Genomic DNA, 19601 nt, shown 5'->3' with positions numbered 1-19601 from the left:
ACGTCTATTCCTTGCCCGATTTGTTGTCATCAGCGTATACCTTGTAACCTGAAAAAACACAGTGATTTCGTTTTTACTCTTCCTATTCGGCGGGCATTGACGACGACTAAACTTAGAAGTACAGAGAGAAGAAGTACGCAGGTTGCCTTTAAAAGTATGCAATCATCGGCAATACTGTAAGTTAATCAAGGCAGCTTGAACGGTGTTGATATTGGGTTTTAGCCACACGTTAAATGGCTGTTTCTAGGATGATAAGTTATCGTTTTAGCAAGGATGTCCCAGTTAGTGCTAAAGCGCACTGTTTTCTCTGTTCTGCTCACAATAATAGCGAGAACACAGGCTGATAACGAAAGTTATGCTTTTCCGCCGATATTGCTGAGAACTATCTAAACGGCTGGAAATAATGAATTTTCCACTTTATTTTTTCACTTAGTTAGTAAATACTGCTGTTTCATATCGCTTTAATGTAAAGCGCGTGAAATTTGAACATTCCGATTCTTGTCAAGCTTTAACTTGCTTCGAAAACATGCGCTGATACACAGAATCCGCATGGGCTCAGTTAGGAAGTTGAGGTAGAATCGGTTACTATCAGTAACAGCTATCCCGCCATTCCGGCAGGGTGCAGAGCCAAATCATATTGGAGATACAGCTTGATTAATGTATTCCTTGTAGATGATCACGAACTGGTTCGCACAGGGATCCGACGTCTTCTTGAAGATGTCCGTGGTATTAAAGTGGTAGGGGAAGCCGACAGTGGTGAAGAAGCCGTAAAATGGTGCCGAAATAATCATTCGGACATTATTCTTATGGATATGAACATGCCGGGTATCGGCGGTCTGGAAGCCACGCGTAAAATTTTGCGCTTCAGCCCTGATATCAAAATCATCGTTCTGACCATCCACACTGAAAACCCGTTCCCGACGAAAGTGATGCAGGCAGGTGCCGCAGGTTATTTAACCAAAGGGGCAGGGCCTGATGAAATGGTGAATGCGATTCGCGCAGTGAATAGCGGACAACGTTATATTTCACCGGAAATAGCGCAACAAATGGCACTGAGCCAGTTTGCGCCAAGCTCAGAAAACCCATTCAAAGATCTCTCTGAACGCGAACTGCAGATCATGATGATGATTACGAAAGGGCAGAAAGTGACCGAAATTTCGGAGCAACTGAATCTGAGTCCTAAAACGGTTAACAGTTACCGCTATCGCCTGTTCAGTAAGCTGGACATTAATGGTGATGTCGAACTCACCCACCTTGCGATTCGCCACGGAATGTTAGACACAGAGACGTTGTAGTGTCAGAACAGTTTGACGCAAAAAGTTTTCTAAAAACCGTTACTCACCAGCCAGGCGTCTACCGAATGTATGACGAGGCTGGTGAGGTTATTTATGTCGGTAAGGCGAAGGATTTAAAGAAACGCCTGTCCAGCTACTTTCGCACCAATGTCAGTGGTGAAAAGACCCGGGCTTTGGTCAAAAACATTGCCAAAGTTGATGTCACGGTAACGCATACCGAAACCGAAGCGTTAATTCTGGAACACAACTACATCAAGTTGTATTTGCCCAAATACAATGTCCTGCTCCGCGACGATAAATCCTACCCTTACATCTACCTGAGTGCTAACCAGCACCCCCGTCTGACTATTCACCGCGGCGCGAAAAAGCGCAAAGGGGAATACTTTGGTCCGTATCCGGATGGCGGCGCAGTACGCGAAAGCCTGCACCTGTTGCAAAAGGTGTTCCCTATCCGTCAGTGTGAAGACTCGGTGTATGCAAACCGAAGCCGTCCCTGCCTGATGTACCAGATTGGCCGTTGTCTCGGGCCCTGTGTGAAAGGGCTGGTCAGCGACGAGGATTATCAGGAGCAGGTGAATTTTGTCCGTTTGTTCCTTAAAGGGAAAGACCGTCAGGTGATTGCATCCCTGGTCGAAAAGATGGAGCAGGCGAGCCAGCAGCTGGCGTTCGAGAAAGCCGCGATGTACCGGGATCAAATTCAGGCGCTGCGCCGGGTACAGGAGCAGCAGTTTGTCAGCCAGGACAGTGATGACGATCTGGATGTCGTAGGCATTGCGCACGAAAATGGCATGGCCTGTATTCATGCGCTGTATATCCGTCAGGGCAAGATTCTGGGCAGCCGCAGTTATTTCCCGAAAATGCCGGCAGAAGCTGACATTACCGAGGTGCTGTCCAGCTTTGTCTGTCAGTTTTATCTGAATCAGGCAGAAGGCAGGGTCATCCCATCTGAAATTTTGCTGGGTGAGTCGTTAGGCGATGAGCAATCGGTGATTGCGGAAACGCTGTCGGATCTGGCCGGGCGAAAAATCACGATTAAGACCCATACGCGCGGGCATAAAGCCAAATTTCAGAAACTGGCTCAGACCAATGCCCGTACGGCGCTGATCAGCAAGCTGAACCACAAGCTGACCATTCACCAGCGTTTTGTGGCGCTGCGTGAAGCATTGGGGCTGAATACGCTTGAGCGTATGGAGTGTTTCGATATCAGCCACACCATGGGTGAAAAAACCGTTGCGTCCTGCGTGGTCTTCAACAAAGAAGGGCCGCTGAAACAGGAATATCGCCGTTACAATATTTCCGGTATCACCGGTGGCGACGATTACGCCGCGATGGCTCAGGCACTGGAACGTCGTTATGGTTCGCAGATCGATCCTGACAGAATTCCCGATATTATTTTTATCGATGGGGGTAGAGGTCAGCTCTCAAGAGCGTATGATGTAGTAGCACCTTTGATGGCCGAATGGCCGACCCGTCCGATTCTGGTGGGCGTGGCGAAAGGCACGACCCGAAAACCCGGCCTGGAAACCCTGTTGCTCACAACAGGCGAAGAATTTACCATGCCTTCAGACTCTCCGGCGTTGCACCTTATTCAGCACATCAGGGATGAAAGCCACAATCATGCGATCAGTGGTCACCGTGCACAGCGGGCGAAGGTAAGAAAACGCAGTGTGCTGGAGGATGTGGAAGGCATAGGTCCGAAGCGTCGTCAGGCGTTGCTCAAATACATGGGTGGTTTACAGGAACTCAAAAAAGCAAGCAGAGAGGAAATCGCCAAGGTTCCAGGGATTAGCAGGGCACTGGCAGAAAAAATCTATGACGCACTGCAACACTAGCGGTGTGGCGATACAAAAATTCACAATAAGAACTAATTGATTATGCGTTTAACGATTCCAAATATTTTAAGCTTCATACGGCTATCGCTTATCCCTTTTTTCGTGATTGCTTTTTACCTGCCGTATCAGTGGGCTCCTTTTGCAACCGCGTTGATTTTCTTTGTCGCCGGTGTGACAGACTGGTTTGATGGCTACCTCGCCCGTAAACTGAATCAGACTACCCGCTTTGGCGCCTTTATTGATCCGGTGGCGGATAAGGTGATGGTTGCAACCGCGATGGTGTTGGTGGTCGAACACTATCATTCTATTTGGGTGACCATCCCGGCGATCACTATGATTGGTCGTGAAATCATTATTTCGGCTTTGCGTGAATGGATGGCCGAGTTGGGTAAACGCTCCAGCGTGGCTGTTTCCTGGGTCGGTAAGGTGAAAACCGCCTCTCAGATGCTGGCCCTGTTGCTGCTGCTGTGGCATCCGGTCGAGTGGATAGTCTGGGTAGGGTATGTCGCTTTATATGTCGCAATGATTTTGACTTACTGGTCGATGTACATTTATCTGCGTGCTGCTAAAGACGACCTGTTTAATGCCGAGCATATGTAACCCTGGCTGGCACACATTTTGGGTGCATCAATCTTGAAGACATTAATGTTGAAAGTATCGTTGAAAGCGCCAATGTTAAAAGTACCAATGTTGAAAGCATCAATCTTGAAAGCAGCAACCGGATGCTGAACGCCTGAATGACAAAAGCCGCCTGACTGGCGGCTTTGTGCTTTCTGGTGGTTACTCGATGGTAATGCGCTTGTGGGCAATACCGGCGTGGCAGTCGATACAGGTTTCCCCCCTTTGTTCAATCATTTCATGGTTCAGCCGGGCGCGCTGCGGCTGTTTGGACAGATCAAAGTTCTCACCGGAATGACAATGGCGGCAGGTGCCTGAATCACTGGCTTTCATATCCTCCCAGACTATCCGGGCCAGCCTTGGCCTGTGCTCCTCAAAGTTCTCTTTGGTGATCGTGCCTTTCATCATGTGGTAGATATCTGCCGTCGCCGCGATTTTCACTTTCATCTTATCGATAAACTCGTGGGGTACATGACAGTCTGCACAAGTGGCCAGAACTTTATCGTCACTGACATAATGGGGCGATGCCTTGTACTCTTGCACGATGGTGTCCATTTTCAGGTGGCAGCTGAAACAGAATGCGTTCATGTTTGAAGCCACCATGACACCCTGGAAACCGACCAGCCCGATGACGACAAGGACGATGCCAATCGGGATACCAAGCAGCAGTGGCTTTTTCAGCCAGCGCCAAAACTTTTTTGTCCGGGAACGTGGTTCTCCCATAATGCCTCCTTAGGGTATTGCCGAGCATGAGGTTGTCATGCCCGGCATCCCGGACTATTTGCTGTCGTTGAGGTAGCGGTCTTTAAAGGCATCCTGTGCTTCTTTTCGTGCCTTTTTGACATTTTCCGGTTCATTACCCGTGAACCAGGCATGCTCAGGTCGGTTGAGGATTTCATCCAGTACTGCGCGAGCCCGGGTGGCGCTGTCGGTTTTTCCGTCGTGCTCCGCTTTTTCGAGGATCTCCATAAACTGCGGAACCATTTCGATATAAAACCGTTCAGCCACTTCATACATGCCGTGCCACTGGACATAATCCGGTGCCTGCATAGCCGCACCATGGCGCGCTCTGCGGCCTTCGTGATGCCAGAGATAGAACCAGGTCCATTCAATTTCTTCGTCGAACTCGGTGTCAGTCAGCAGTTTTTCTTTTTGCAGGACTTCCATCATGGCTTTGCCGGGGCGGGCAAACTTGTCGTTGTAGAGTTCAACCAGTGAGTCAAACTGCTGGTAGAAATTGTCGATCATGGATTTGGTATGGCATGACTGACACACATTTTTCATGTCTGTCCGTCTGTCCTGCCAGGACTTGGTTTCTTTACCGGATGCCTTGTCTTTGGCGTCAATTTTCTCCGAAATGGCCGGGCGCAAGGTCCAGGAGATCCGGTTACCCACATCATGGGTGACAGGCAGTTCGCGGGTTGCTGACATATGGCAGGTTGCACAGGTTGGCGCGGCATCATAGTCTTCACCGACTACCCATTTGGCCGAATCCATATTCATTTTATCGACGTGGGCAAAGAAGTTGATACCGTGCTTGGACTCTTCATAAACCTCTTTCTGCGGATGGTCTGGGCCTAAGTGGCACTTGCCGCAGGCTTCAGGGCGGCGAGCCTGCACCATGGAAAACTCATGGCGCTGGTGGCAGGCGGTACAAGCACCCACCGAGCCGTCCGGATTGATCCGTCCGATCCCGGTATTGGGCCAGGTGGTTGGGTCAAGGTCGCCATTTTCCAGCACTTTGACTTCAGAGCCGTGACACTGCCAGCAACCGTTTACCGCCGCAGAGGATTTACCGTGGAAGGTGAGGGCGCCTTCCACCACTTCGGCTAAAAAGTTGTCTAAAGAACCAAGAATTTGACCGGCTTTGGCATGGTGACTCGCGGAAAATTCGGCCACTTCCTGACTGTGGCACGCACTGCAGTCTTTCGGTGACACAATGACAGCAATATTGAAGCCTTCATGTTTTATTGCATCCGGATCATCCGGTGATGCCTGATGACATTCATAGCAGCCCACATTGGCGCCGTAGTGTTTTGAGCGACCCCATTGTGCGTAGATAGACGGGTTTTTCTCCTTGTGGCAGGCAGCACACTCCTTACTTTCCTGACTGAGTTGCTTGAAGGGTTTCATGACCAATGCTTTGGGTTCAGCAAAGGATGTCGCGGGTAAAAAAAGAAGTATTGCGGTAAGAAGGACGAATAAATGCTGCGACCATCTGGCTGGAGTCAGCAGTTTTATTTTCATAGTAACCTCGCTCACGTGCTTGCAGTGTATCCCTGCGTTGTTATGCGTTATGTTTACTGCTTCGCTTATCCACATAAAGTGTATGTCTAATTAATCTTATTGGTGAAAAAACATTCACCGACAGGCTGTGATATGGATGCAATAAGAGTGCGATATGCTGCAGGCGGTGTTTACTTGCTGTTCAGAGGGTTACAAGCAGCGATTACTCACTGCGTTCTGATGTTTCAATTCTGTGTCAGGTATGTTCGATTCTTGCTGGTGCAGCCTGTCTACTTTTCTTAACAGATCACAAATTTGATCTTGCCTTCATAAATTTGCTTTCAATGCGTTGTTGATAATAGAACTAATTGGTATTTTCGTTGGGAAGGTTCCCAGAGAGATAATACCTATGAAAAAGAGATGGATTGCGGCGCTGGTTTTCACTGCACTGAATGGGACGTCAGTGCTTGCCAATGAGGTCGTGGAAAGTGTACTGATTGATGATGTGACACTCGATGGCTATCAGAAAAAAAGTTATGAAGTCATTCTTGAGAGTGAAGCGCAATTGTCACCGAGCGAATTTCGTGGCAGCCGAGTGCAGATGAAGCTGCTGGTGGAGCTGTTCCACAATAGCCACAACGGCAAGAAAGCCGCGCGGGTTGTGACGCTGGGCAACGGTTATGTGCCGGGTGGCTCAGGCGTAAAACAAATCTATGATGCGCCGCTGCTTGCCCGTTTCACTCAGAATTATCCGGTTCAGTTCGATTACAGCATTTATCAGGCTGGCGGTACCCCCATCTTCAGTGAAGACTATTCGCCGCAGAACGAAGCCAGCGACGTGTCGGTTTCAACTACCACCGTTGCGCCGTCTATTGGCTTGTCTGTGAGCGGCAAACCGGGTGAAATGCCTGGTTTTTCGGCATCGCTGAACACTCAGTTGGGTGTGGCCTATACTTCTCGGTATTCCAGTAAAGACTATGTTACCGCAGTAAAACCACAGGTCGGGAATTATCGCGGAACAGGCGTGAAATGGACGACATCACTGAATCAGTTGTATACCAATGACTATCAGTACTACGGCAAATGGGCAGGTGTTTACCATTACACCGACTGCTACAACGAGAACCTGCTGCCGGAAGAGAATTTCCCACGCCTGATTTACGGCTTTAAACCGAAGTTCCAGTATGTGTTTACCCCCGACGCGGATACCAACGAGGTAACGACAACCGAAATGATCGTGCGTGCCGGGATGAAGCAGGTTCAGGAGGGATTCTCCCGCAGTGCGTGTACTTGGTCTGATTACGGTACTAAAAACCATTACAACGAAGCGGAAGTCCGCTTCAGTATCGACTGGGATAAACTGGTTGTGAGCAAGCAATAAACGACCAAGAAACAGCAGAAAATTTCTGATTTTTTCATAAACGATATCAATGCCGGACAAAAGTCCGGCATTTTTTTATCTTTAATCACGCTAATGCATAGATACATTTGACCATGATTAAAGTAAGGAGATAATAGGGTTATCTTCACGTCGATATATCATCAATGAAAAAATTTCCTTCTAAAGCACATAAAAATCCACCTAATGATTGACAGACCTTCGCTATTGATGATTGAATCGAGGCATCCCATCAGTGTATGGGAGCAGAAGAGGTGCGTTAACCAGGTAGTCTGTCTGAGGTATCCAAATACCCGGGAAGGCAGGTGAGGGGGCTTAACGCCGAGATGAGTTTGCGTTTGGATGCAATACTTGTCGGTCACTGGGGCTGAATCCTCAGGGCTGTCACCTTTGGTGGAGAGCTTCTGGTATTTGTGCTTTTTTGCCTTCAAATGGCTGTCTGTCATTGGCTTTTTCGCAAAACCAAGCTCTCTAATACTGATAATGGAAAATTCGGATTAGAGATGCCAAATCAAACTTCTTCCACCGCGACAGCGGTTCAACAACAACTACAACAAACAACTCTGTGGACGGCATTGATTACGCCTTTTCATGCCGACGAATCCATCGACTTTGCAACCCTGACTCGACTGTGTAAAGAACAGGAAGCCGCCGGAAATGGTGTGCTGGTGCTCGGGAGTACCGGTGAAGCACTGGCGATGACCCAGGAAGAGCAACAGGCCGTGGTTCAGCATGTCTGTGCGCTGGATCTGACAGTCCCGCTGATGGTCGGGGTGGGTGGTTTCCAGCTGCAGCAGCAACTGCAATGGCTGAGTTTCCTTAAAGATTACCCGATTGACGCCTTGCTGGTGCCGGTACCGCTGTATGCCAAGCCGGGCCCGGTTAGTCAGCTTAAGTGGTTCCTCAGTGTGCTGGATGCCAGCCAGTGGCCGTGCATGATCTATAACGTGCCTTCGCGAACAGGCGTGTCACTGAATGCTGATACCCTGACATCACTGGCCGTCCACCCGAATGCCTGGTCAGTCAAAGAAGCCAGCGGCAGTGTGGAAGCCTTTACCCGTTATTATGATGCAGCGCCATCACTGCAGTTTTTCTGTGGGGATGACGGATTGCTGGTGGATTTCGTGGCTGTTGGCGCGTGTGGGCTGGTCTCCGTGGCTGCCAATGCCTGGCCGGAAGCAACCGCACGCTATGTCCAGCGCAGCCTGACAGAGACAGCTCCGGATTTTAAAGCGTTATGGCAACAAGCAGGTGACAGCCTGTTCTGTGCGGCAAACCCGATTCCGGTGAAAGCGCTGATGCAGCATCAGGGCCGAATTCCTCATGCCGGATTGCGTCCACCGCTATATCTGGAAGAGCTGAATGAACTGACCACGGTGCTGCAAGCCAACGATGCTGTGCATCAGTGGCTGCAAGCCAGCGCTAAACCAGCAGTATCGGCTGACGATCCGCTCCTGGTTGCCTGATTACTGGTTTCTTACTTATCTCGGGCAGTACAGTGATGTATCAGCACCGATTTACGCCGGTACCAATGTACGCGCCGGCGCCATTTACGAATCTCGCACCTAAAAACAGAGCCCAATACGGCAGCGTTCTACGGCAATTTTATACGCTAACAACATCAGCAACGCGATAACCTCATTGTGCAGGCTTGTTGAGACAGGCCTGCGCCCGATCACGGAGAGCCGAAGCGAAATCTTCGGAATGGCACATGATTGCAACAGAAAAAATGAAAGTGGGTGAGCAGCCAACGGGTAATCCGATGGAAATTTCCGTTATCCGTATTCAGGGCAGCGGCAATGGCCCTCGGGTGTATATTCAGGCGAATGTGCACGGTGCCGAAGTTCAGGGTAACGCGGTGATTTATCAGCTGCTTGAGTTCTTTCGGCAACATCCGCCAGAAGGGGATGTGGTGCTGGTGCCGCTTGCCAATCCGATGGGCATTAATCAGAAAAGTGGTGAATTCACCCTTGGCCGTTTTGACCCTGTAACGGGGGTAAACTGGAACCGTCAGTATCATTTTGATGCCAGTCTGATTGCTCCGTTCTGTGAGGAATACCGCCATGCTGAGGAAACCGTGATTCGTGAGGCGTTTCGCGGTCAGTTGAGACAGCATTTGCATGAGAGGCTGAATTCCCCATGGGGACTGACCTGCGGCCAGCATCTTGCCATCAATTTACAACTGATGGCAGTGGAGGCTGATATTGTGCTGGATCTGCATACCGGGCCGATTTCTGCGCATCATTTGTATGTGCCGGAATATGCCAGAGAGCGTGCGCGTTATTTCAATATCCCGCTGAATATTCTGATTCCGAGTGATTTCAGTGGTGCGATGGATGAAGCGAGTTTCAGCCCCTGGTGGCAACTGAGTGAGGCGTTTGCCAAGTTTGGGCGTCCGTTACCTGTGATGGTGGATGCTTTCACGATAGAACTGGGCTCGCAGGAGAAGCTGAACGTGCAGGCTGCACGAGAAGATGCGCTTGGCATTTGTCAGTATCTGCAGCATCAGGGCTTGTGGTCAGCAACGCAGGTTGTTGAGTGTGAGCCAGTGACACAGCATGCGTGTTATCTGAAAGATTACAAAGCGTTTTTCAGCCCGGCCGGCGGGCAAGTTGAATACCATGCCACGGTGAATCAACCGCTGGCGGCTGGCGCGCCGTTGGTTACCTTATGGCACTTTAACGCGCTGGCAAGTGAGACTTGTGAACGCCGGGATCTGACTTTGCATTGTGATGCTATCCCGGTTCTCCATTTTGCATCTGCCAGTGTCAATCAGGGGACTGAGCTTTATAAAGTGATGACCAATACTTTCCCGCTGTAAGCTGAGCCAGTAAGCCAAGTAAGCCAAGTAAGCCAAGTAAGCCAGAAATCACTTTCTGGCTTTTCTTTTATGCTAAGTGCCGGAACAGGGCCGCAGCCAGAATACCTGCAGCAATTGCCGGTAAAGGCTTTTTCCAAATCACCATCACAATGGCTGTCGCCAGTAATGCCAACCGTGCACCGTTATCCCCTTCCACTGCCAGCGGGGCGAGCAGCGCAACCAGCACGGAACCAGACATCGCACTGATAAACTGTTGGACTCGATGGCTGATTGGAATAAAAGACATTACAAAAACTCCACCCCAGCGGGTGATGAGGGTTACCAGCGCCATCACAAGAATAATTAGCAGGGTACCGTTGAAACTGGTCTCAATGGTCATGTTTTTTCTCCGTCCAGAATGCGCCCAGCAAACCACCCGACAGTGCGCCCACTACGACATGGCTGTTTTCAGGTAAGTACCAGTAAGCCAGTAATGATGAACCCGCCGCAACGGCCCAGATCACCAGAATACGAATGTTTTTCGGTCCGATAGCTACCATCGAAAGCAGGAAGCAGCCCATCACCATGTCCAGCCCCAGCGAAACCGGGTCGTGAATAGCGTTACCAAAGGTCAGTCCCAGCCAGGTGCCGACAATCCAGAACGACCAGAGCGCCAGACCACCGCCCAGCAGCAAGCCTATCCCGCGTTCGCCACGACTGAGTGCATTGAGTGACAATGCCCAGTTTGCATCTGATGCCAGGAGCATGACGCCATACCGTTTTGCAGGAGGCAGGTGACGCAACCAGGGATACAGCGTTGCTCCCATCAACAGGTGACGGGCATTGATAGCAAACACCGTGACCATCAGTGGAATAACAGGCACTTCTGTGCCCCACAAGTCCAGGGCGGCAAACTGAGATGCGCCGGCGAACACCAGTGTACTCATCAGGAGTGACGAGGTGTTATCCAGGCCGGTTTGTGAGGCCGCCAGGCCAAAAGCCGCGCCAAATACGACGACAAAAAAGGACAGTGGTACCAGTTGGGTAAAGCCGTTCCAGACTTCTTTTTTCGAGAACTCGTGCAGGTTTGTACCTGACGTCAGGTTGGGTTGAATGTCGGTTTGCATGGTGATCAGATAGCCAGTGTGTAGGTGGAAAAGATGGATTGTCTTATACAATCAGCAGAATATAGTTGTTATGGTTTGCAGTATGTCTCATATCTCTCTGGATGTGAATGGCTAGCAGATGTACTGGGATGTAATCAGGCTCGCTTCAATAGGGATTCAACACGCCTTAATGATATGTATCTCATGCATTCGGCGTTCATTCACATACCGCTTGCTTAAACTGTCACGTTTTGAATACCGCCAAGCCAAGCCAAGGAACGGTATAGAGGGCATGACTGACAGTGCGCCTGACAGTTGCCCTACAGATTACCCTGTTGAGCTGATAGGGCCGGAGCGGAGGAAAGCACTGGTCAATTTCTGAAACAGTGTATCCACCGACGGCTGATGATCTATGTGCTCAAAAAGCGGTGTATGAACATCGGCACGGATTTGTACCGGATTATTACAGATCCGATTACACAGCTGTACAGGCTTTACAATGTCATCCATGTTGCCTGTGAGCAAGATACAGGCCTGTGAAAGCACAACCTGACCGCCGCCTTTTTTCAGCAATACTCGCTGAGCCGTTCCTACCACTTTTCGGTTGTCGATATTGAGGTTGTAATCACCATCACAATAGGAACCGGGCGTTGCATGGATGTTTACGGAGACACCCAGATCGTCAAAGAAATGGGTGAGAATCTGGCACAGATGCAAATACGCCGTCTTGATATCGTATGGCAGCCCCTCCGGCCAATGATAGATATGGGAGAGGTTTATGACACCTGGCAGCTGCGGTACAGGAGCGCCGCCGGTTTTTCTTGAGACTAATTTCCAGCCGGATGCGTCAAGCTCAGCAATCAGAGTCGGAGAGACAGGCCATTTTTTTCCGGCGGGCAGAACCAGAGTCGGGCTTTTTGCTTGCCACAGCAGCAGTGCCTGAGAAAGGGCATTGGACTGGACCATTTGCAGCAGCTCGGCTTCTTTTTCGAAAAGATCTTCAGCCTCGATACTCAGGTAACGAATCAATTTGTTTTTTACTGTCAACGGGTATCTCCTGACTGGTGGCAAGACAGTAACGCTATGCTGACCTGAAAATGTATTGAAAACAAGGGGACAATAAATAAGGTTATTTCAGGTGGTTAACGGTCACTGGCAGCGAAATATCGCACGGTGGAAATACGAAAAATTCACATTTTCTCATTATGTGCCATGTTTTATATTGTGCCGCGCAGATCTGAAACCGGGCACTGAAGGTGTATTAGGGAGGCACTTTCTGATGCCATTACAGACTCATTTTCAAGGAATGAAAGGTCACAATACTGTTATGGAAAAGATGGGTAAGATCACCATAAATGACTCCACTTGGTTTGGTGCCACAGATTTTAAAGGGAAAAAGACGCTTTCACCAACCAGTGCAATTCGCTTGAAAGTGGTATCAATACTGTATCCATTACCCTTTTTATTAGAGGGCTTATTTTTTATCTCGTTGGTTAGTCTGGCAATATTGCCGTTTATCTACGCAAAGATTTGGCCGCCTGTCCCTGCGCTCATTATCTATGGGGCCACTGTGCCTTGTTATTTACTCCTGCGAAAGTTATGTATTAAACGTTGTTACCACGTCTCCTCAGGCCTGTCATGCCTTATCAGCCATGGGAAAGTGGAGCTTCCCGCATGCCATATCGTGGATGTTTCTGAGTCTATGGAGCACCAGCCCCGACATCCTGAGCCGAGAGAACCCGAGCCTCAAGGTCCGCAGTGTCTCACCGTCGCGAGGACCGAAATTCAAAACATTGTCGTGTCTTATTGGCCAACTACTCGTGATGTCAGAACGTCTTATATTCCCCATGCTTTGTTTATCATCACTGCATCAGGAAGAAATATTCTGTTAAAAGCAGGCTTTTTCCCCATTCAGCAAATGCTTTATTTACTGGTGTATTTTGACTATCCATTAACGTTTGAGAAGGCAAAGTGGCCGCTGGTTCACACGCTACGGCTTATGTTGATTGCTTTTCCCGTGGTGGCGCACATTGCGATTACAGGTTTTTTATACAAAGACTATTTTTTGTAGCCATACAAGGCGGGCATTGAGAAGCAGTGTCAATTATTTACGCTAATTGCGCGTTGGGCATCCCAAGTGGAATGCTTTTTAACCATATGAATAAAAAGATAAAACTTCTTATTGACGGATTTTTTCAATCCAGTAAAGTACACCTCGTTCTTACGGGGAAACTCTCAGAACAGATGGTGTTTAACTTTCTTCAGTTAGCAGTATCGCTTTTAAGCGTTGCCCTGGTGGTGAAATTGGTAGACACAAGGGATTTAAAATCCCTCGCCGTTCGCGGCGTGCCGGTTCAAGTCCGGCCCGGGGCACCATCTTTACTCTCGTTACTTACTCATGCCACGAGTAGGGTCGGTTTCATCATCGGCATTCATAAAGAGAGTATTCAAAGGCGCGTTGGCAGAGTGGCTATGCAGCGGATTGCAAATCCGTGGACCTCGGTTCGACTCCGGGACGCGCCTCCATTTTTCTGTGTATTCATCCCATCAGCACTTTCACATCAGCTACATTTCCCACTAAGCATTTTACCTGTCATCGATTTTCTGTTATTCAGTGCGTCTTCAGATATAGCTGATAACCGTGTTCTATTTTCATTCTTTTCGTGCCACCTCATCGCGTAAGTTTCTTCAACGTCCACACTCCTTTTTGAGACGTCTAATCCGGATCTAATGCTCACCGGAGTCTAGGTTCACCTGAATCCATTGTTCACTAGAATCCAGTGTTCGCCAGAGTAGATTGTTCGCCAGTGTAAATTGTTCAAGCAACGTTTCACTCATCAAAGTGTTTGAACGGTTTGATTTTCCATCTGCTGGTAGACGGAAGGGCTGTGGGTGGGATAACAGCTGATAGTTTGGTTACTTTTTGTAACATTATGAAAGATAAATAATTTTATCAGATGGTTATGCTTTCTTTTATCCGTTTTTATAATGTTTGAGCTTTTATTGACCCAATTGTTGTTAAATCGCGTTATCAGATGTACTACACTTCGCGCTCTTTTGCTCATGGGCAGGCGCTGAAACCTTTTTCCATTTGAGAAAATGGTTAATTTGAGGGAAGTGCTGTATTGCTATTGGGCGATGGAGACATAATCGGCCACAACAAGTTTGCCATTACGTATAACGAATAATAATCATAAGGAAACTACTATGTTTTTTCTGGGACGCTCAACATCACGGCAGGATAACGAGCAGGTCATTGCGAGGTTGAAAGAACAGTCTCAGCTTATGCAGGCGGTGCAGCGTAGTGTCCCATACATAGAATTTACACCTGATGGCACAGTCATCACGGCGAACGCTTTGTTTACGCAAACACTTGGATACTTGCCGGAAGACGTGGTGGGGCAGCATCATCGGCAGTTTTGTCCGCCACAACAGGTTGCCCAGCACGAATACCGCCAGTTCTGGCACCAGCTAGGGCAGGGGCGCAGTCAACATGGCACGTTTGAGCGGGTTGGCAGGGATGGTAACAGTGTCTGGATTGAAGCTAACTATATTCCGGTGCTCGACGGCAATGGTCGTGTTGTCAAAGTCATCAAAATTGCTGCCGATGTGACTCAGCAAAAGCAGCAACTTGATGCGCAGGGGGCTGTTTTTGCGGCGTTGCAAAAATCATTAGCAACCATTGAGTTTTCACCAGAAGGAACGGTGTTGCATGCCAATGACAATTTTTGTCGGTGTGTCGGGTATTCACTACGAGAGATTGTTGGACAGCATCACCGGATATTCTGTACGCCAGCTTTTTTATCCGATATCTCCGAATTCTGGAAGTCGCTGGCCCGTGGGCAATATCAGTCAGGGTTGTTTGAACGACAAACGAAAAACGGGGACGTGATTTGGCTTGAGGCGACGTATAACCCAGTCTTTGATGAGCAGGGGAATGTCGTCAGGGTGGTGAAATTTGCCAGTGATGTGACGGCGCGAATTCGACGTGCCGAGGCCATTCGCTCAGCGTCTGAAGTCGCCATGCAAACATCGGATGAAACGGTGGGGATTGCTGGTCAGGGGGCAGCGACGCTGAATTCCGCCACTGAAATTGCTGCCAGTATCACTGCGTCGGTTTCTCAGGCTAACCAACTGATGACCGAGCTTTCCGTGCAGTCACAGAATATCACTCAGATCGTCACGACCATTTCCAAGATTGCCGATCAGACCAACCTGCTGGCCCTGAATGCAGCAATCGAAGCGGCCCGAGCCGGTGAGTATGGGCGGGGTTTTGCCGTGGTCGCAGATGAAGTGAGAAACCTGGCTTCTAACACGATGCGAGCAACCGGGGAAATTGAGGCCATCGTACAGCACAATGCTTCTTTGACGGCCAGTGCTGAGCAGACCATGGCGAACATTCAGAACATGGTGCACGACTGTAACGCAAAGCTTCAGGCGACTCAGGCACTGATTGCTGAAATTAGTCTGGGCGCGCAGAACGTCGCCGATACGGTGAGCGAGCTGGTCAGCGATCAGCCTGAAATGCCGTGCCGTTAACGGGTTTCAGGTTGCGCTTAAATGTGCATAAGTCGGCAGACAGATATGAGATTAAGATGGTAATCAGTGCTAAGTGTGCTGCTAGCTGAACCTGTAAAGCTAGCGGAATCAGTAAAAAGCCGGTTTATCCGGCTTTTTACTGTCTTGGCTTTTGCCGCACTGGCTTTTTGCCGCTCAGCGCCAGCATAAACTTGACCCGTTTTTATTTCCCTTCCACGCTTTACACTCTGAGATAAACCAGTGTGTGTGACTGGAGGGAAATGGAACCATGCCGTTGACTCCCCAAAAAATTGAATACGGATTTGAAAAGCTGTATCAGCCTTTCCAGTCATTTATCAGCAATCAAATCACTCTCAGCGTGTTGCTGATTTTCTGTGTGATTCTGGCACTGGTTGTGGCCAATTCACCTTATGCTGACCACTACGAAGCCTTCAAAGCCATCCCTATTGGCCTTTCCTGGGGCGAGGCCAAGTTTGAAATGAGCCTGCAGCTTTGGGTCAATGAAGCTTTCATGACCTACTTTTTCTTCCTGCTGGGCTTGGAAGTGAAGCGGGAACTGCTGGTCGGGGAAATCAGAACGCTGCAGCGTTTAGCCCCAATCGCCTTTGCGGCTTTAGGTGGAATTCTTTTTCCCGCATCCATTTATTACGCGCTTAATCTCTCGTCAGGATACGGCCATGGCTGGGGAATCCCGGTTGCCACAGACACTGCGCTGGCGGTCGGGATTCTGGCTTTGTTGGGCAAAGGGATTCCCTCTGCGGCATTCGTGTTTTTAACTGCTTTGGCCATTATTGATGATCTGGGCGCCATTTTGGTCATTGCGCTGTTTTACTCTGACGATATCAGCCTGCCGTACCTGGCCGTTGCAGCGGCGATGACGCTGGTGCTGACCGCGATGAATCTGGCAGGAATCCGGCGTCCAAGCGCTTATCTGCTGGCCGGCATTGTGCTGTGGGTGGCCTTGCATGGTTCCGGGCTGCATTCCACGTTGGCCGGTATTATTGTGGCGGCTGCCGTCCCTGCTCGCGGTAAACGGGATCCCAAATGGCTGGTTGAAAAGGGCAGGAAACTATTATTCCGGTTTGAGCGACTGCACCGGCAGAATAAAGAGATCAATCAGATCCTGGAAGATCAGGAACAGCACGAAGTGGTCGAGTACCTGCAGAAAGCAGCAGAGAAAACCTCTACGCCATTGCGACGTTGGGAAAAGGTGCTGGAAACTCCGGTTGCGTTGTTTATTCTGCCTTTGTTTGCGCTGACCAATGCCGGTGTTGCCATTGATACCGAATCGCTGACCAGTGTGTGGTTGCATCCGCTTGGCGCGGGAGTGATTTTCGGCCTGGTGATAGGAAAAGCTGTCGGCATCCCTCTATTTTGCTGGCTGACGATGCAGTTGAAACTGGGTGTGCTGCCGGACGGATTGTCATTACGCCACGTTGTCGGCATCGGCATGCTGGGGGGCGTCGGGTTCACAATGTCGATATTCATTAGCAGCCTGGGGTTTTCAGAAGATCCTGACGCGTTACTGGTGGCGAAAACAGCGGTGCTGCTCGCCTCTTTTCTGGCGGGCACGCTGGGCTATTTGTGGCTGAAACAACAGCCAGCCACAAACGGCAGAGAATGTTAATACCGGCTTAAGGCTGGTATGTATGATGCTGTCAGCCAGATAAGCGGTCAGAATTTGGATTTGGCAGATTCAAATGAGCGCTTGATGGCATCGAGGGCCTCATCTGCTCCTTTTTTGATGTCTTCCCAGGCACTGTCACTCGCATGCTGCAACTCGGCAATTTTGGTTCTGGCTTCTTCTTTGCGCTGTTTCATCTGTTCGATGGTTTCAAGCAAGTCACGTTTGGCTTCCCCTGAGGCCTGCTCTGCTTTGGCTTCAAGTCGGGTAATTTCATTGTTCCAGTCAATCAGTCTGGCATGCAGTTTATCGATGAGTGCTTTGCGATCCATTGTTGGCTCCTTATTCGATAGGTAAGTCGAATTCTTTTCTTAGATGTGTAGCGTCTATGTCTCAGAGCACAGGGCAGTCGTGCTGTGGCTACTGTAGTTATGGCGTCATCAGTAAACGTTGAACGCTGTGATAAGTATCGGATAGCCCCCGATTTGTTGCCTCTCGTTTTAGTGCCTGTCATTACGGGCGGCGCACATCGCCCCCGAGAATCTGCAACCCAGGTATCAGCGACTTGCCGTTAGCAAACCGGTATTCAGCCCGAATGCAAATCCTGCCAGTGGCTCTGGTGCAAGGCCGACTTCACTTCGCTGAGAGACTGGTCAATGCGCTCTCTGTCGACCGGTTCATTAATGTGCTCGAGGCACCCATTGGCGGCCAGAATGGCATGCTTCTCGATAGCTTGTTTGTCTGTCGAACGAACGGCTTGTCTGGCCAGCATGGCAAGATTTCGCAAAATACACGCGGTGACGGCCACGTTGGCCTGGCTGTGCTGCCGAATCTGGTTTAAAGCGGCATCTGCTATGTTTTCAAATGAGATCGGCTTGGAGGTCAGCCTTAATAGCCCATCATCATTAAAGCGGTGTGAAGACGTAAAGTGGCGGTGGAGCAAAATTCCCAGGGCAATCGTCAGTCGATCGACACAGGCAATCGCGGTGCCGGGGTCATTAATGCCGGGCGACAGTGCCCGCAAGGCAACTTCTTCAAGCTGGCGAATACTGAACACAATATCCTGCTCCGGGGTCGCTTTGTCTCCGATGATGAAATAGCGGTTGAGCTGAGTGTCTATCTCCTCTTCAGGCGGTTTTTGATGCCAGTACGTTGCCAGTTGGGCTTTTTCAATCACAAACTGGCCTGGCTGGCAGTACAACTGAAGGCTGGCATCCTGCTCATCGGCAAAATGAAACAACCCTTCTAAATCGATGGCCTGAACATAGCCGCTGGTCAGGGCTGGTATCTTCAGACTTTGGCCGGGGTGCTCGTTGTCATGTGGAGCAATAGGGGCCGATGTCTCTTGATCGTAAGTATCCGGATAGAGGCGATCGATGGCTGAGCAGAGTTCATCTGACACGGCTTGTATCAGGGTGTCCGCCTGGATAAAAACAGACACATGGTGGATGTAGCGAATGAGCATCAGCAGGCTGGCAAACGCAAGCAGAATGGCCATCGTCAGCGACAGTCGCAAATGGACACCGGTATCCGCCAGTGCCAGCAGCCAGGCCAGTACCAGCAGACAATACAGGAAGGTGGAGGTGAAAATCCCCAGGCCAACCTGTGTCACGGGGTCACGGATAAAGTTACGCAGCAGCCGGGGGCCAAGCTGACTGGAGGCCAGCGACAGTACCACCATGGTCATGGAAAAGACCACACCAGCGACGGTGATCATTGAACTGGCAATGGTGGATATCAGTACTTCTGCGTTTTCGGCATTAGCGGAGATTAACCAGAAAGGCAGTTGGCGACGAGAAAAATGGAAACTGAGATCAAACCAGATGGTGCCGACAGCCAGCAGCGTGGAAAGCAACATCATAAACGTTGGTACAAACCAGAAACTGGTACGTAAGTATTCCCAGAGGTTACCGAGATAAACCTTCATTCTTCCTCCGCGTCTCGGGCCTGAAAATTTTAGTTTAGGCAACACAATGAAGAAAAGAGGGGAAACCGACAGGTACTGAGATTGTGAGGCCCTATATAGAGACTGGCTGGATATGTTGGATGCGCAGTCTTAAGAGTGCTTACTCTTGGTCCATTTATTCTTGGGGCATACAGTGGCTGGCAGGAAACTTACGCGTCACGGATAAAAAATAAACCGCAAAGGCGGCTTTTTGACC

The 19601-nt window shown here is 49.7% G+C and carries 16 protein-coding genes, 2 tRNA genes and 1 riboswitch; of the genes, 11 read left to right on the top strand and 7 right to left on the bottom strand.

Features of this window, described 5'->3' with window-relative positions; translation table 11 throughout:
- Nucleotides 1-650: 650 nt before the first annotated feature.
- From uvrY to pgsA, 3 genes are read left to right on the top strand one after another with little or no spacing between them, the layout of a single operon-like run.
- Nucleotides 651-1295: a UvrY/SirA/GacA family response regulator transcription factor gene (uvrY, locus tag FH974_RS09660; protein WP_047884195.1), complete on the top strand. Its 645-nt coding sequence runs from the start codon at nt 651-653 to the stop codon at nt 1293-1295.
- Complete coding sequence (gene uvrC / locus FH974_RS09655; RefSeq protein ID WP_084712483.1) at nt 1295-3127, top strand: excinuclease ABC subunit UvrC; 1833 nt, start codon at nt 1295-1297, stop codon at nt 3125-3127. The genes uvrY and uvrC overlap by 1 nt, the downstream gene beginning before the upstream one ends.
- 42 nt (nt 3128-3169) lie before the next feature.
- Nucleotides 3170-3727 (top strand): CDP-diacylglycerol--glycerol-3-phosphate 3-phosphatidyltransferase, encoded by a 558-nt coding sequence (gene pgsA / locus FH974_RS09650; RefSeq protein WP_047884196.1) that lies wholly within the window; start codon nt 3170-3172, stop codon nt 3725-3727.
- Nucleotides 3728-3907: 180 nt separating this feature from the next.
- Here pgsA and FH974_RS09645 read toward each other — a convergent pair whose 3' ends face one another.
- Nucleotides 3908-4468, bottom strand: a complete 561-nt coding sequence (locus FH974_RS09645; RefSeq protein ID WP_047884197.1) for a NapC/NirT family cytochrome c — start codon at nt 4466-4468, stop codon at nt 3908-3910.
- A 54-nt stretch (nt 4469-4522) separates the two neighbouring features.
- Nucleotides 4523-5878 carry a multiheme c-type cytochrome gene (locus tag FH974_RS09640; RefSeq protein ID WP_107193798.1) on the bottom strand — a complete coding sequence of 452 codons (1356 nt, stop codon included), beginning with the start codon at nt 5876-5878 and terminating at the stop codon, nt 4523-4525.
- A 502-nt stretch (nt 5879-6380) separates the two neighbouring features.
- Here FH974_RS09640 and FH974_RS09635 point away from each other — a divergent pair.
- The 3 genes from FH974_RS09635 (at nt 6381) to FH974_RS09625 (ending at nt 10191) form a co-directional block, all read left to right on the top strand.
- Nucleotides 6381-7352: a leukocidin family pore-forming toxin gene (locus tag FH974_RS09635; RefSeq protein ID WP_047884199.1), complete on the top strand. Its 972-nt coding sequence runs from the start codon at nt 6381-6383 to the stop codon at nt 7350-7352.
- Between the two features lie 259 nt (nt 7353-7611).
- Nucleotides 7612-7782: riboswitch (Lysine riboswitch) on the top strand.
- A 91-nt stretch (nt 7783-7873) separates the two neighbouring features.
- Nucleotides 7874-8836, top strand: coding sequence for a 4-hydroxy-tetrahydrodipicolinate synthase (gene dapA / locus FH974_RS09630; protein WP_084712484.1), 963 nt, complete (start codon nt 7874-7876; stop codon nt 8834-8836).
- Between the two features lie 245 nt (nt 8837-9081).
- A complete protein-coding gene (locus FH974_RS09625; protein WP_207103237.1) occupies nt 9082-10191 on the top strand; it encodes a succinylglutamate desuccinylase/aspartoacylase family protein in 1110 nt (369 codons plus the stop codon).
- Nucleotides 10192-10258: 67 nt separating this feature from the next.
- Here the strand turns inward: FH974_RS09625 and FH974_RS09620 are convergent, their stop codons facing one another.
- The 3 genes from FH974_RS09620 to FH974_RS09610 form a co-directional block, all read right to left on the bottom strand.
- The gene (locus FH974_RS09620) at nt 10259-10570 is read right to left on the bottom strand and encodes an AzlD family protein (RefSeq protein ID WP_207103236.1); all 312 of its coding nucleotides are present in this window, start codon (nt 10568-10570) and stop codon (nt 10259-10261) included.
- Nucleotides 10560-11297 carry an AzlC family ABC transporter permease gene (locus FH974_RS09615; protein ID WP_207103235.1) on the bottom strand — a complete coding sequence of 246 codons (738 nt, stop codon included), beginning with the start codon at nt 11295-11297 and terminating at the stop codon, nt 10560-10562. The genes FH974_RS09620 and FH974_RS09615 overlap by 11 nt, the downstream gene beginning before the upstream one ends.
- Before the next feature lie 306 nt (nt 11298-11603).
- Entirely contained in the window at nt 11604-12323 is a 720-nt protein-coding gene (locus tag FH974_RS09610) for a lipoate--protein ligase family protein (RefSeq protein ID WP_207103234.1), read from the bottom strand.
- 232 nt (nt 12324-12555) lie between these two features.
- Here FH974_RS09610 and FH974_RS09605 point away from each other — a divergent pair, with 232 nt between their 5' ends.
- From FH974_RS09605 to nhaA, 5 genes are all read left to right on the top strand, one after another.
- Entirely contained in the window at nt 12556-13347 is a 792-nt protein-coding gene (locus FH974_RS09605) for a hypothetical protein (protein WP_207103233.1), read from the top strand.
- 218 nt (nt 13348-13565) lie between these two features.
- Nucleotides 13566-13652 (top strand) — tRNA-Leu (locus FH974_RS09600).
- Nucleotides 13653-13728: 76 nt separating this feature from the next.
- Nucleotides 13729-13802 (top strand) — tRNA-Cys (locus FH974_RS09595).
- A 681-nt stretch (nt 13803-14483) separates the two neighbouring features.
- Nucleotides 14484-15815: a methyl-accepting chemotaxis protein gene (locus tag FH974_RS09590; RefSeq protein ID WP_207103232.1), complete on the top strand. Its 1332-nt coding sequence runs from the start codon at nt 14484-14486 to the stop codon at nt 15813-15815.
- 268 nt (nt 15816-16083) lie between these two features.
- A complete protein-coding gene (nhaA, locus tag FH974_RS09585; protein WP_207103231.1) occupies nt 16084-17442 on the top strand; it encodes a Na+/H+ antiporter NhaA in 1359 nt (452 codons plus the stop codon).
- A gap of 47 nt (nt 17443-17489) precedes the next feature.
- On the opposite strand, the gene FH974_RS09580 is transcribed toward nhaA, so the two are convergent.
- Nucleotides 17490-17771, bottom strand: a complete 282-nt coding sequence (locus FH974_RS09580; protein ID WP_207103230.1) for a sll1863 family stress response protein — start codon at nt 17769-17771, stop codon at nt 17490-17492.
- Nucleotides 17772-18025: 254 nt separating this feature from the next.
- Nucleotides 18026-19366 carry a DUF2254 domain-containing protein gene (locus FH974_RS09575; protein ID WP_207103229.1) on the bottom strand — a complete coding sequence of 447 codons (1341 nt, stop codon included), beginning with the start codon at nt 19364-19366 and terminating at the stop codon, nt 18026-18028.
- Between the last annotated feature and the right edge of the window lie 235 nt (nt 19367-19601).

The organism is Photobacterium ganghwense, assembly GCF_017329545.1.
Classification (GTDB): Bacteria; Pseudomonadota; Gammaproteobacteria; order Enterobacterales; family Vibrionaceae; genus Photobacterium; species Photobacterium ganghwense.
The sequence above is the reverse complement of the archived record's forward strand: the minus strand, read 5'-3'. Positions and strand labels throughout refer to the sequence as shown.